At 76.3% G+C, this 13,285-nt stretch carries 14 protein-coding genes; 5 read left to right on the top strand and 9 right to left on the bottom strand.

From position 1 onward, the window contains the following. The first annotated feature begins 89 nt into the window (after positions 1-89). The 4 genes from OP18_RS17700 to OP18_RS17685 all read left to right on the top strand — a co-directional run bounded on the left by OP18_RS17700 (position 90) and on the right by OP18_RS17685 (position 3,575). The gene (locus OP18_RS17700; protein ID WP_033360046.1) at positions 90-1,022 is read left to right on the top strand and encodes a universal stress protein; all 933 of its coding nucleotides are present in this window, start codon (positions 90-92) and stop codon (positions 1,020-1,022) included. Further along, positions 1,019-2,014: an Acg family FMN-binding oxidoreductase gene (locus OP18_RS17695; RefSeq protein WP_063745534.1), complete on the top strand. Its 996-nt coding sequence runs from the start codon at positions 1,019-1,021 to the stop codon at positions 2,012-2,014. The genes OP18_RS17700 and OP18_RS17695 overlap by 4 nt, the downstream gene beginning before the upstream one ends. A 105-nt stretch (positions 2,015-2,119) precedes the next feature. Continuing rightward, a complete protein-coding gene (locus tag OP18_RS17690; protein WP_033360045.1) occupies positions 2,120-2,968 on the top strand; it encodes a universal stress protein in 849 nt (282 codons plus the stop codon). A gap of 130 nt (positions 2,969-3,098) precedes the next feature. Continuing rightward, positions 3,099-3,575 carry a Crp/Fnr family transcriptional regulator gene (locus OP18_RS17685; protein WP_245635420.1) on the top strand — a complete coding sequence of 159 codons (477 nt, stop codon included), beginning with the start codon at positions 3,099-3,101 and terminating at the stop codon, positions 3,573-3,575. 71 nt (positions 3,576-3,646) lie between these two features. On the opposite strand, the gene OP18_RS17680 is transcribed toward OP18_RS17685, so the two are convergent. Together OP18_RS17680 and OP18_RS17675 are read right to left on the bottom strand one after the other, a co-directional pair. Further along, positions 3,647-4,867 carry a sensor histidine kinase gene (locus OP18_RS17680; protein ID WP_052386885.1) on the bottom strand — a complete coding sequence of 407 codons (1,221 nt, stop codon included), beginning with the start codon at positions 4,865-4,867 and terminating at the stop codon, positions 3,647-3,649. Next, positions 4,864-5,553: a response regulator transcription factor gene (locus OP18_RS17675; RefSeq protein ID WP_156089592.1), complete on the bottom strand. Its 690-nt coding sequence runs from the start codon at positions 5,551-5,553 to the stop codon at positions 4,864-4,866. The genes OP18_RS17680 and OP18_RS17675 overlap by 4 nt, the downstream gene beginning before the upstream one ends. A gap of 63 nt (positions 5,554-5,616) precedes the next feature. Between OP18_RS17675 and OP18_RS17670 the strand changes: the two genes are divergently transcribed. Beyond that, entirely contained in the window at positions 5,617-6,087 is a 471-nt protein-coding gene (locus tag OP18_RS17670; protein ID WP_033360044.1) for a DUF2231 domain-containing protein, read from the top strand. A gap of 19 nt (positions 6,088-6,106) precedes the next feature. Here OP18_RS17670 and OP18_RS17665 read toward each other — a convergent pair whose 3' ends face one another. The 7 genes from OP18_RS17665 to OP18_RS17640 form a co-directional block, all read right to left on the bottom strand. After that, positions 6,107-6,376, bottom strand: coding sequence for a metal-sensitive transcriptional regulator (locus OP18_RS17665; protein ID WP_033360043.1), 270 nt, complete (start codon positions 6,374-6,376; stop codon positions 6,107-6,109). 106 nt (positions 6,377-6,482) lie between these two features. Further along, positions 6,483-7,409: a sulfite exporter TauE/SafE family protein gene (locus OP18_RS17660; protein ID WP_033360042.1), complete on the bottom strand. Its 927-nt coding sequence runs from the start codon at positions 7,407-7,409 to the stop codon at positions 6,483-6,485. Next, positions 7,406-8,011: a rhodanese-like domain-containing protein gene (locus tag OP18_RS17655; RefSeq protein WP_033360041.1), complete on the bottom strand. Its 606-nt coding sequence runs from the start codon at positions 8,009-8,011 to the stop codon at positions 7,406-7,408. The genes OP18_RS17660 and OP18_RS17655 overlap by 4 nt, the downstream gene beginning before the upstream one ends. Positions 8,012-8,084: 73 nt before the next feature. Continuing rightward, positions 8,085-9,458: an MBL fold metallo-hydrolase gene (locus OP18_RS17650; RefSeq protein ID WP_211273584.1), complete on the bottom strand. Its 1,374-nt coding sequence runs from the start codon at positions 9,456-9,458 to the stop codon at positions 8,085-8,087. A gap of 255 nt (positions 9,459-9,713) precedes the next feature. Further along, the gene (locus tag OP18_RS17645) at positions 9,714-12,023 is read right to left on the bottom strand and encodes a heavy metal translocating P-type ATPase (RefSeq protein WP_033360039.1); all 2,310 of its coding nucleotides are present in this window, start codon (positions 12,021-12,023) and stop codon (positions 9,714-9,716) included. A gap of 185 nt (positions 12,024-12,208) precedes the next feature. After that, positions 12,209-12,364, bottom strand: coding sequence for a hypothetical protein (locus OP18_RS57250; RefSeq protein WP_156089590.1), 156 nt, complete (start codon positions 12,362-12,364; stop codon positions 12,209-12,211). Positions 12,365-12,486: 122 nt separating this feature from the next. Next, positions 12,487-13,077, bottom strand: a complete 591-nt coding sequence (locus OP18_RS17640) for a hypothetical protein (protein ID WP_033360038.1) — start codon at positions 13,075-13,077, stop codon at positions 12,487-12,489. Positions 13,078-13,285 lie beyond the last annotated feature (208 nt).

Raw genomic sequence — 13,285 nt, 5'->3', positions numbered from 1 at the left:
GCCGCGCGGACGAGGGTGGGAACGAAGGCCGCCGGCGCACCGGGCGATGCCGCCGCACCGGCGACGCAGGACCGACCCGAGGAGCCGTCATGACCACGTCATCCATCGCGGCCACCGCCGTCGTCGTCGGTGTCGACGGCTCGGCGGACAGCCTGCGGGCGGTGCGGTGGGCCGCCGCGGACGCCGCGCGGCGGCACCGCCCGCTGCACCTGTTGCACGCGCACGGCTGGCCGGAGTTCGCGTACCCGCCGGTCGGACTCGCGTTGCCGGTCGTCACGCAGACCGATACGCCGCAGACCGCGGCGCGGCTCCTCGCCGACGCCGTGACCCACGCCCGCGACGCCGGCGGCGACCTGGAGATCAGCGCCGGGTCGACGAGCCGGCTCTGCGTCCCGGCGCTGCTGGCCGCCTCCCGGCAGGCCTCGCTGGTCGTGGTCGGCAGCCGCGGTCTCGGCGGGTTCGCCGCGCTGCTGGTCGGCTCGACCGGTGTCGAGCTGGCGGCGCACGCGTCGTGCCCGGTGGTGATCGTCCGCGGCGCGGACCGCTCCGGCGGCGCGAACGCCGGCCGGGTCGTCGTCGGCGTCGACGGCTCCCACGACGCGGACCTCGCCGTCGCCGTCGCGTTCGAGCAGGCCGCGTTCCGCTCGGCCGGGCTCACCGCGGTCAACGCCTGCCAGTGGCAGGTCGCCGGCCAGCGCGACGGCGTCGCCGCGCCCATCTACGGCGAGCAGGACGCGCTCGCCGGCGCCCGGCGGGCCCTCGCCGAGTCGATGGCCGGCTGGCAGGAGAAGTACCCGCAGGTCGACGTCCGGCTCGACGTGGTGGTCGGCCGCGCCGGCGGGGTGCTCGCCGAGGCCTCGACGGGCGCGGAGCTGCTCGTCGTCGGCGCCCGCGGCAACGGCGGCTTCACCGGGCTGCTGCTGGGTTCGGTGAGCCAGGCCGCCGTCCACCACGCCAACTGCCCGGTCATCGTCGCCCGTCCCGGGCCGGGAACACACCCGCGCAAGGAAGGTTCCTCATGAGCGGAGGGTTGACGGACCGGGCGGTCGCCGCCGGTCTGAACGCCGCGGTCGCCGCACCGTCCATCCACAACACGCAGCCGTGGCGGTTCCGGGTCCGGGACGGCGGGTTCGACGTGCTGGCCGACCACGACCGGGGGCTCGACGTGATCGACCCGCACCGGCGGGCGATGTACCTGAGCCTCGGCGCGGCCGTGTTCAACCTGCGGCTGGCGCTCGCGGCCGCCGGGCACACCCCGCTGCTCGTGCCGGTGTCCGGCGACGCCGACCAGGTCGCCCGGGTCGAGCTCGGGCAGCGGCGGATGCCCGCGCCGGGCACGCGGCTGCTGGCCGCGGCGATCACCCGCCGGCGGACGAACCGGCTGCCGTACCACGGTGCGCAGGTCCCGCCCGGCACGGTGCGGGAGCTGCGGGCCGCCGCGGACGGCACCGGGGCCGCGCTCACCGCCCTGGACCCGGTCCGGCGCGCCGCCGTGCTCGGCCTGACCTGGACGGCCGACACGCGGCAACGCGCGGATCCGGCGTACCGGCGGGAGATCATCGCGTGGACCGGGCAGGACGGTGCGCGGCACGACGGGGTGCCCGCCCAGGCCTTCGGTCCGCGGCCGGCGACGTCGGCCGTCGCGGTGCGCGACTTCGGCCTGTCCGTGCCGCATCAGCAGCGGCAGACCGCCCGGTTCGAGGCCGAGCCGCAGCTGCTGATGCTGTACGGCGACGGCGACGACCGCGCCGCGTGGCTGCGCACCGGCCAGGCGCTGCAGCGGGTGCTGCTGACGGCGACCGTCCGCGGGGTCGCGGTCCAGCCGATGACCCAGGCGCTGGAGCTGCCCGACGTGCGCATGCTGCTCGCCGGTACGGGGGCCCACCGGTGGCCGCAGATGATCCTGCGCATCGGTTACGGCCGGGCGGCACCGGGCAGTCCCCGGCGTCCGGCCTCGGCGTGCACGGTGCCCCGGCCGTGGCAGCGGCGGCAGCGGGCGCCGGGCGCGGCCTGACCCGGCGCAGGGTCGAAGGTCCCGCCCGTCCCGATCCACCGTCCCTGGCACGTCGGCGGGGGCCGGTTCCAGGCTGGGCCCGGAGGGTTCGCGAAGGAGGATGTCATGCACACGCAGCGGATCGTCGTGGGGTACGACGGCTCGATCGAGGCCCGTGACGCGGTCGACTGGGCCGCCGCCGCGGCGCAGCGCTCGGGCGCCGGGCTCCACGTCCTCTACGCATACCAGCTGGCCTGGCCCGGCGCCGCGTACGACGGGCCGGTCACGGACCTGGTCGCCGAGGCGCAGCGGCACGCGGACCGGCTCGTCGCCGACGTCGTCGACCACGTGCGGCGGCGCGGCACCGGCGTCGACGTCACCGGCTCGGCGGTCCATGCGGCACCCGCGCCGACGCTGCTCGACGCCGCCGCTGACCTACTCGTCGTCGGCAACCGGGGCGGTGGCGGGCTCACCAACCTGCTGATCGGCTCGGTCAGCCTGCAGGTCGCGACGCACGCCCGCACGCCGGTCGTCGTGGTGCGGGGTCGGCACGACGCCACCGACGGCCCCGTCGTGGTCGGGGTCGACGGCTCCGCCAGCTCGGACGCCGCGCTGGGCGTCGCGCTCGACGAGGCCCGCTCCCGCGGCACGGGGGTGGTCGCCGTGCGCGCCTACGTCCCGCCGGCGGTGACCGCGCTGCCGTACAGCGTGATCGAGACGACGGAACGGCAGGTGCTGGAGGCGTCGATCGCCGGGTGGCAGGAGAAGTACCCGTCCGTCGCGATCGTGCCGCTGCTCGGCAACGGCCGCGCGGCCCAGGTGCTCATCGGCGCCTCCCGCACCGCACAGCTGGTCGTCGTGGGCAGCCGGGGGCACGGCGGCTTCGCGGGGCTGCTGCTCGGCTCCGTCGGGCAGCAGCTCATCCACCACGCGGAGTGCCCGGTGCTGATCGTCCACCCTCCGGCGGCCACCTGACCGGCGGCGGGGCACGGGCTCGGCAGGGCCGTAGGTCCCGGGCGCGGGGTGGCGAGCGGCCCTACCGGCGGGCCCGCCCGCGGGGTTCGCTGGAGTCGGAAGCACCACACCGCTGGCGGAGGTGAGACCAGTGATCACCGCACACGACCTGCTCGTCGCGCACCCGTTCATGGCCGGTGTACCGGACCGGTTCCTGGACCGGATGGCGCACTACTCGCACCGCGCCACGTTCCACGCCGGCACCCGGATCTTCCGCGAGGGCGGGCGGGCCGACCGGTTCTGGCTCATCCGTGACGGGCTGGTCAGCCTCGACACCCACCTGCCCGGCCGCGGCGACGTGGTGCTGGAGACGATCGGCCCCGGGCAGGTGCTCGGCTGGTCGTGGATGTTCCCGCCGTACCGGTGGCACTTCGGCGCCACCGCCGACACCGCCGTCCTGGCGATCGCCTTCGACGGCCCGGGCATCCGCGCCATGTGCGCCGCGGAGCCGGAGCTCGGCTACGAGCTGACCCGGCGGCTCATCGCGGTGGTCGTCGAACGCATGCAGGCGACCCGCATCCGGATGCTCGAACTGTCCGCCGAGCCGGCCGCCGTCGCCGGCGACTAGACCCGCCGCGCGGCGTCGTCCGTACGGCGTCATCGGTGCGGCGTCGTCCGTACGGCGTCATCGGTGCGGCGTCATCGGTGCGGTGCGGCGGGGAGGTCGATGACGAACCGGGCGCCGTGGCCGGGCCTGCCGCTGATCTCCAGGCGGCCGCGGTGCGCCTCGACGACCTCGCTGACGAGGGCGAGCCCGAGACCGAAGCGGCGACCCTCGCGGTCGGCGTGGCCGCTGCCGCGCGCGAAGCGGCGCAGCAGCTCGCGTGCCTCGGCCGGATCCAGGCCGTCGCCGTCGTCGGTGACCGCGATCCGGACCCGGCCGGCGCCGCGGTGCGCGCCGACGGTGACGGTGCCGCCCGCGTCGACGTGGGCGAGGGCGTTGTCGACGAGCGCGGCCAGCGCCCGGCGCAGCGAGGAGCGCACGCCCTCCACCGTGAGCCGCCCGTCGCCGGTGTCGGCGGCGAGGGTGACGCCCCGGCGTTCGGCGACCGGCGCGACGGCCGCGACCAGCTCGGCGACGAGGTCGCCGACGTCGACCGGGACCCCCGCCGCGGGCCGGTGCTGCAGCTCGGCCGACAGCAGGAGGTCCTCCACCACCTCGCCCAGGGCGCGGGTGTCCGCGGTCAGCTGCGCGACGTCGGCCCGGAGCCGGTCCCCGGCGGGCGCCCCGGCCTGGGTGAGCCGGCGCTGGATCAGCTCGGCCCGGGTGTGCAGCACCGCCAGGGGCGTGCGCAGCTCGTGGCTGGCGTCGGCGACGAACCGCCGCTGCAGCTCCAGCGCCCTGGCCAGCGGCCGGACCGCGCGGCGGCCGAGCAGCAGCCCGGCCGCGCCGGCGGCGGCGATGCCGAGGAGGCCGCCGAGGACCAGCGATCCCACGAGCCGCTCTCCCGACTCCTCCCGGACGGTCACGTCGAGCAGCCCGACGGTCCGGCCGCCGTCGGGCCGGTCGACCGCGTACGTCTCGTACTCGCGCCCGGCGACCCTGGCGTTGCCCCGGCCGGCAGGCAGCCGCCCGAGGTCCAGCCGGGTCACCGGGTCCGGCACCGCCGGTCCCGCGCGCACGGTGCCGGACGGGTCGCGGTGCAGCAGCACCACCCCGTCGGCGCCGATCAGCTGCGGTCCGGCGGCCACGGTCACCTCGCGGACCGTCCGCTCCTCGTCGCGGTGCTCGGCGAGCACCGTGAGCGAGAGGGCGAGCACGCTGACGAGCAGCACGGTGGCCGCGACGGCGGCGGCGACCTGGGCGGCGATGCCGACGGCCGCCCGGCGGACCATCCGCGCGTCGGGCGCCGCGCTCACGCCGGCCCCTCCGCCGGGCCGATCTGGTAGCCGAGGCCGTGCACGGTGCGGATCACGTCGCGGCCGAGCTTGCGCCGCAGGTAGTGCACGTAGGTGTCGACGACGCCGGGGTGCTCGGCCGCGTTGAACACCAGCGCGCGCAGGTCGTCGCGGCTGAACACCTGCCGTGGCCGGGTGGCCAGCGTGCGCAGCAGGGCACATTCGCGGTCCGAGAGGGTCACCGCGCGGCCGGCGTCGTCGCGGACCTGCCTGGCGTCGAGATCCAGCCAGCGCCCGCCGACGGCGACCCGGTCGGCGTGCTGCTGGTGGCGGCGCCGCAGCGCCCGCAGCCGGGCCAGCAGCTCCGCCAGGTCGAACGGCTTGACCAGGTAGTCCTCGGCGCCGGCGTCCAGGCCCTCCACCCGGTCGGCGACGGCGCCGCGCGCGGTCAGGAGCAGGGCCGCCGTCGCGACGCCCCGCCCGCGCAGCCTGCGCAGCAGGTCGAGGCCGTCGATCGCGGGCAGGCCCCGGTCGAGCACCATGACGTCGTAGCGCCTGGTGAGCCCGAGATGCAGGCCCTCCTGGCCGTCGCGGGCGCGGTCGACCCGGTACCCCTCGTCGGTGAGCACCTCGACCAGCATGTCGGACAGCTCGCGCTCGTCCTCGACCAGGAGCAGGGCCGGCGCGGCGTCCTCGGCGGTGGGCATGGCGCAAGCCTGGCACGCCGCCGGCTAAGAATCCTCGAAGATCGCGCTGCCAGGGTGGTGCCCATGCCCACCTTCAACGGACTGCCGCTGCACCCGCTCGTCGTGCACGCCGTGGTCGTGCTGCTCCCGCTCGCCGTGCTCGGTGTCACCGCGCTCGCCGTCCGTCCGGCGCTGGCGGACCGGTTCGGGTCCCTCATCGTCGGTGTCGCCGCGCTCGCGACGGTGTCCATCCCGGTCGCCACCAGCACCGGGGAGGACCTGGAGCACCGGGTCGGCGACCCCGGCGCGCACGCCCACCTCGGCGACACCCTCATCTGGTTCGCCATACCGCTGCTCGCCGTCGCCGTGGCGCTGGTCTGGACGCGCCGCCGCGCCCGGACCGGCCCGGCGGGTCGCGGCGCGCTCGGCGTCACGCTGTCGGTGCTCGCCCTGGTCGTGGCCGCGGCCAACCTCGTGCAGGTCTACCGGGTCGGCGACTCGGGCGCCCGGGCGGTGTGGGACCGCACGCCGGCCGTGTCGACCCGCGGGCGCTGACGGGCGGCGCCCGCCCCGGTCACGCGAGGGAGAGGAACAGCTTCTCCAGCTGGGCCACGTCGATGGACGGGTCCTTGCCGTCGCTCTCCGCGGTGACGCACTGCCGCAGACCCGTGGCGATGATCTTGAAACCGGCCCGGTCCAGGGCCTTGGACACCGCGGCGAGCTGGGTGACGACGTCCGCGCAGTCGCGGCCGTCCTCCAGCATCGCGATGATGCCGCGGATCTGCCCTTCGGCGCGCCGCAGGCGTTTGATCACGTCGCCGAGCGCGTCGCCGTCGATCTGCATGCCGTCGTTCCCTTCGTCCCGGCTCCCCAGAATACCCCCGGGGGCATCGGCCGCCGGTGCTCGAACCGGTGACGTCCGGCACCGGTGCCGGACGTCACCACCTGGTTCAGAGGGCCGCTTCCCGGGTCTCCTGGACGGTCCGGCGCCCGGGCACACCCTGGAGTTCCGGCCTGCCGGGCGGGCGGGCCCGGCGCGTCCGGCGGCGCACCACGGACGCCGCCACCACGACGACCGCGGTCGCGCCGCACGCCGCCAGGAACGCCGGGTCGCCGCGCAGACCCCCGGGAAGCTGCTGGGCGAGGACGAAGGTGCCCATGGCGACGACGAACCAGCCGAACGTCTTGCGCAGCACCTCGGCGGGGACGCGTCCGGCGAGCCGGGCACCGATGAGGCTGCCGGCCGCGGCGGCGATCGTGACGGCGGCGGCGAGCGTCCAGTCGACGCTGACGCCGGACAGGTACCCGGCGAACCCGGCGAAGGACTTCATGGCGATGACGACGAGCGACGTGCCGACAGCGACCGGCATCGACAGGCCGCCGAGGAGCGCGAGGGCCGGCACGACGAGGAAGCCTCCGCCGGCGCCGACGAGGCCGGTGACGAGCCCGACCACGACCCCGTCGGCGACGACCCGCGGCAGCGGCAGCTCGCGCGGGGCCGGCTCGCCGCCGGTGCCGCGCCGGCCGCGGATCATCGCGGTCGCCGTGGCCAGCATCATCACCGCGAACCCGGTGAGCAGGACACCGGCGGGGATGTACGCGGCCAGCCGCCCACCGGTGTAGGCACCCGTCATGCCGGCCAGGCCGAAGATGAGGCCGGTGCGCCAGCGGACCCGGCCGGCGCGCAGGTGCGGCACGACGGCGACGGCGCTGGTGGCGCCGACGACGAGCAGCGAGGTGGCGATCGCCTCCTTGGCGGGCAGCCCGGCGACGTACACGAGCAGGGGGACGGCGAGGATGGACCCGCCGCCGCCGAGCAGGCCGAGGCTGACACCGATGGCGCCGGCCAGCACGACGGTCACGATCAGGGCGGTCACGGCCGCCCGCCGGCGGGTGCGGTGCCGCGCAGCTGCCCGACGACGCTGTCCAGATCGCAGGCCGCGCCCCGGTTGTAGGGCAGCCGGGACAGCAGCATGCCCATCGCGCAGGTGTCGGTGAGCGCGGCGGCGGTGAGCCCCGCGCCCATCGCGGCGGCGACCCACTGCGCGCCGGGCACCGCGACGGAGATCAGGACGCTGGCGAGGACGACACCGCCGGCGACGAGGCGGACCTGCCGTTCGAGGTCCCAGCGGGGGCGGCCGTGGCGCATCGGCGCTCCGTCGGCCTGCCAGGCGGCGATCCCGCCGCCGAGGACCTTCAGGTTCGGCAGCCCGGCCTGGCCGAGGACCTGCTGGGCCTGGGTGGCCCGGGCGCCGGAGCGGCAGACGAGCACGACCTCCTCGTCGAGGTGGGCCAGCAGCTCGGTGCGGTGCTCCCGCAGCAGGTCGAGAGGGACGTTGTAGGCGCCCGGGATGTGGCCTGCCTGGAACTCGCCGGGGGTCCGCACGTCGAGCATCCGCGGCGCGTCACCCCCGTCGAGCCGGTGGCGCAGGGTGGGCACGTCGATGACGGCGGGACAGCTGGGGTCGGTGGTGCGCATGGTGCTCCTCGTCGGGCGGTCGGAATCATCGGACGGGGCGGGCGCTGCCGCCCGTGGCGGGTGGGTTGTGGGTTCAGCGCTCGGCCATGGACGGCTCGCGCGTCGCGGTGACGACGGGCAGTCCCGCGTCGGCGGCCCGGTCGAACGCGTCGTCGACGGCGACGACCCGGCGGCCGGCCGCGGCGAGGATCGACGCGCCGATGGAGGCCCGGTAGCCGGCGGCGCAGTGCACCCACACCTCGCCGTCGGGGACCTCGGCGAGACGGCCGGGCAGTTCGTGCAGCGGCACGTGGACGGTGCCGTCGATCCGCGCGGCGGCGACCTCGAGGTCGCGGCGGACGTCGAGCACGTTGACCGGCCGGTGGTGCCGGACCTGGGCGAGGTCGGCGAACGTGGCCCGGGCGAACGAGGCCAGCGGCTCGGTGCTCCAGCCGGCGGGTGCCCCGGTGGCGTGCGCCGCCGGCCGGTCGATGCCGATGCGGACGAGCTCCCGCTGCGCCTCGGCGATCTGCTCGGCGGTCTCGGCCAGCAGGGTGAGCGGGGTGCCCCAGGGGATGAGCCAGCCGAGGTAGGTGGCGAAGCTGCCGTCGAGGCCGAAGTTCAGTGTTCCCGCGACGTGGCCGGCGGCGAACGCGACCCGGTTGCGCAGGTCGACGACCCACTCGCCGGCGGCGAGCCGGGCGCGCAGCTGCTCGGCGTCGGCCCGTGCCGGCGTGGAGAGGTCCGGCGCGCCGGGGCCGGCGGCGTTGGCCGGGCCCATGTGGGCGTAGTACGCGGGCCAGGCGTCCAGTCCCGTCAGGATCTCCTCGACGAAGGCCTGCTCGTCGCTCAGCAGCACCGGGTTGACGCGCTTCTCGTGGCCGATCGTGGACGCGACGGCGTCGCTCTGGCCGGCGGAGCAGAAGCTGCCGAACCCGTGGGTCGGGTACAGCGCCGCGGACTCGGGCACGGCACCGGCGAGGCGCCACGCGGAGGCGTACTGGTGGTGGGCGAGGTCGCGGGCGTGGTCGGGCCCGAGCAGGTCGGGCCGGCCGACCGAGCCGTACAGCAGCGCCCCGCCGGAGAACACCGCCACCGGCTCGTCGTGCTCGCGCAGCGCGTAGGACAGGTGGGTGAAGGTGTGTCCCGGGGTGGCGAGCACCTCCACGGTCATGGACTCGCCGACGGCGACGACGTCCCCGTCGCGGACCGCGACCCGGTCGAACGCGACCGCGTCGTCACCGTTGACGTGGTACGCGGCGCCGGTGCGCTGCGCGAGCGCGAGGCCGCCGGTCACGTAGTCGTTGTGGATGTGGGTCTCGAACACGTGGGTGATCGCCACACCCGCGGCGGCCGCGAGGTCCAGGACCCGGTCGATGTCGCGCTGCGGGTCCACCACGAACGCGACCCGCCCGTCATGGACGAGGTAGCTGCGGTCGCCGAGGGTCGCGGTGTCGATCGGCAAGATGTGCGGCACTGGAATGTTCCTTTCGGACAACGGGCCCGGAAGGTGGCCCGGACCGCGGTGTGCCCGCTGAGGACCGTCGGCCGGTCCGCGCGCACCCGCGCACTGATCCCCTGCCACCGGCCATGGTCCGGAAACTTCCGGTTTAGATACCCCCGGGGGTATGCGGCAACCATAGCTCGACCAGCGGCGGCGTCAACCGGCCCGCAGGGCGGCACATCTCACTCGACCTCGCGGGAATATACCCCCTGGGGTATCTCAGGACCGTACCGACACCGGTGCCCGCCGCCGCGCCGGGATGAGGCTGAACGCGTCCTCTTCCTCCTGGGCGTTGTGCAGCCGCAGGACGGCGTAGAGGCCGTACAGCACCCGCCGGACGTCGACGACGTCCTCGGGCTGGGCGCTGTCCGGCAGGTCCTCCAGGCTCCGGCGGAGCCGGCTGACCTGGTGCTCGATCTCGGCATGCGTGCGGCTGAGCGCACCGGCTGCCCCGGACCCGCCGAGCGCCCGGGCCACGATCGGCAGCAGCTGCGCTTCTTCGGCCCGTTCGTGCGGCAGCAGCTCGGCCTGCAGCCGGGCCAGTAGCACCCGGACGGGGGCCAGGTCGAACGGGGGGTCCAGCAGGTCGTCGGCGACCGTCCGGACCTGCTCCACCAGGGCGCGCACCCCGCGGTGCTCGGTGTACAGGCGCCGCGCGACCGCGACGTCCGCCGGGCGCATCGCGACCGTGTGCAGCCGTACCGGCAGCAGCGCGGTCAGCGCGATGCCGATCGCGGCGAGGTCGATGCCTTCCTGCAGCACCGCACCCACGGCCGGCGGCAGGTGGCCGGCGGCGGCGACGACCATCGCCACGGCGCAGGCACCCATCCCGGCACCGACGGCCGCCGCGGCGATCGTGCGGCACCGGCGGGCGATGAGGACCGCGTCGGCGAGCGCGTCGATCCGGTCCACGGTGAGCACCACATCGGCGGCCTCGGCCGACGCCGTCGCCCCGCGCGCCGCGAGGGCGACGCCGACACCCGCGGCGGCCAGGGCCGGAGCGTCGTTGATGCCGTCGCCGACCATGACCGTCGGCCCGTGCCGCTGCTCGGCACGGACCAGCGCCACCTTGTCCGCCGGGTCGCAGTCCGCGTGCACCGCGTCGACGCCCACCACGCGGCCCACCGCCTCGGCGGTCTCGGCACGGTCGCCGGTGACCAGCACGACCCGGGCGATGCCCGCGGCCCGCAGCGCACGGACCATCCGGGGTGCCTGCGGCCGTACGGGATCCTCCAACAGCAGGACGCCGGCCGGTGCGCCGTCCACCGCCACGAACACCGCCAGCGACCCGTCCAGGGCCGCCCGCCGGCGGGCGTGCCGGACCCACGCCGGCGCCTGGCCGGTCACGATCCAGGCCGCCTTGCCCAGCCGGACCCGCCGGCCGTCGACGACCCCCTCGACGCCGTAGCCGTGCACCTCACGTACCTGGTGCGGACCGCCGGCGGGCAGGCCACGGTCACGGGCCGCGGTCACGATCGCCGCGGCCAGCACGTGGGCGGACACCGTCTCCAGGCCGGCGGCGAGGCGCAGCACCTCGTCGGCGTCCAGCCCGCCGGGTGGGGTGACCACGTCGGTCAGGGCCGGCCGGCCACCGGTCAGGGTGCCGGTCTTGTCGAACAGCAGCACCTTCCCGGTCGCGAGCCGCTCCAGCGCGGCACCACCCTTGACGATCACCCCGCCGCGCGCCGCCCGGGACAACCCCGACATGATCGCGATCGGCGCGGCCAGCAGCAGCGGGCACGGCGTCGCGACCACCAGCACGGCCACCGCCCGCGTGGGGTCCGCGGCCGCCAACCACGCGGCCCCGGCCAGCAGCAGCGTCACCGGCACGAACGCGACGGCGACCCGGTCGGCGACCCGCACGAACGGGGCGCTGCCCGCCTGCGCCTGCTCGACCAGCCGCACGACGCCCGCGTACGTCGAGGCCGCCGCGGTGGTGGTGGCCACCAGCCCGACCGGCGCCTCGGTGTTGACGGTCCCGCTGCGCACGTCGTCGCCGGCCCGGCGGGTCACCGGCAGCGGTTCACCGGTCAACGCGGACTCGTCCAGCACCGCGTCGTCCAGCAGCCGGCCGTCGACCGGGACGATCTCGCCCGCGCCCACCAGCAGCCGGTCACCGACCGCCACCTGGTCGACGGGCACCTCGACCGCCCCGTGCGGAGTCTGCCGCCGCGCCGTGCGGGGTGCCCGCGCCACCAACGCGTGCAGCTCCCGTCGCGCCCGGGCCGCGGCCCGGGCCTCCAGCAGCGCGCCGCTGGCCAGCATCACCGCGACCACCGCGCCGGCGAACACCTCACCGACCGCCAGGGCGCCGGCCAGCGCCAGCCAGGCGATCACGTCGACGCTCGGCTGGCGGCGGCGCACCGCGACCGCCAGCGAGCCGGTCGAGTACAGCAGCCCGACCACCGTCGCGGCCGTCCAGGCCGCCGTCGCGATGCCGGCCCCGCCGGCCACCCAGCCGGCCACGCCGGCCACCGTCAGCACCCCGGTCGCGAGGAACAGGATCTGTTCGCGCCGTCGCCACCACACCGTGCGGCCCTCCGTCCGTCACCGCCGTCCCGGCCGGCCGGGTGCCGTGTGGCAGATCGGGGGCACGAGGCACCGCCGGGGAGGTCAGTTCCAGGCTGCGCCCTCGCGGGCCGCCCGGGCCAGGGCCGGATGACCCGTCCGCGTCCCGGTGGCGGGGTCCGCGGACCCCGCCACCGGGCGGAACGTCACTGGGCCATCACGGAGTACAGGAAACCGATGATGACGAGGATGCCGATGACGCCGAGGAGGATCATCGCCCCTGAGCCCTGCACCCGGGCCCGGTCGTCATCGCCGTCGTTGTCGCCGTCGTTGTCGTGGTCGTCGTGGTCGTCGAGTCGCATGCATGCTCCCGGTGCTGTCGTCGCCGGGCGGCACCGGCCGGGACCGGCTGGCGGCAGCGGCGTACGTGTGCGGCGAAAGGGATCCGGTCGGCGGAGGACCGGCGTTGGCGGCGGTGCTGTGCTCACACGGTGCGGCACGGTGGTGCGCGCCCGGCGATCGGCGACACCCACCACGGCCGGCGTAACCGCTCGGCCCGCCGCGGCCTCCGGGCCGGCCGCGCCACGGCCGGCGGGTCGGGCGGGCCGGCGCTGACCGGTGGCCGGACCCCGTCGAGCCAGCGCCACCAGAGCAGGCCGACACCGGCGCCGACGCACACGTGCACGGCGGTCCCGGTGAGCACCAGCAGCGGAGACGACGGCCGCAGCGCATCGCCGGTGCCGTGCGACAGCCGGTCGATGACGACGAACGCGATGATCGACAGTCCGCTCGCCCACATGACGGCGGCGCGGGTGGCGGCGCGGCGCCCGGCGGCGGCGAGGGCGGCCGCCAGCGACACCGTGACGAGGCACCCGGCGAGCAGCGCGGACGCCGCGAGCCGGTCGTGCACGTGCGGCACACCCGCGGCCATGCCGTGCGCGGCGCCGTGGGTGTGGGCGAGCAGCCGGCCGGTCAGCCCCTGGGCGCCGAGACAGCCGAGCACCCCGGCGAGCAGCGCCGGTGCCGCGTACAGGCACCGGACGACACCGCGGACGTGCCCGCTGGTCACCGTCACACGTCGTCCTTCACCTTGACCCACCCGTCGAGCGCACATCGTAGCCGGTACCTGACGGACCTGCGACGCGCCGGAACCCGGGCGCTCCTGGTGGAGGCCCGGGTCCCGTGGCTGTGTCGTGGTGATGCGGCTCAGGCGTCGACGAGCTCCTTCGCGGTGTCCGGCACGGCGAAGCCCTTGCTGCCCGGGGTCGCCGCGGCGTGCACCA

The sequence above is a fragment of the Dactylosporangium aurantiacum genome, assembly GCF_000716715.1.
GTDB lineage: Bacteria > Actinomycetota > Actinomycetes > Mycobacteriales > Micromonosporaceae > Dactylosporangium > Dactylosporangium aurantiacum.
Note: the sequence above shows the minus strand (reverse complement) of the source record. Positions and strands in the feature narration are given on the sequence as shown.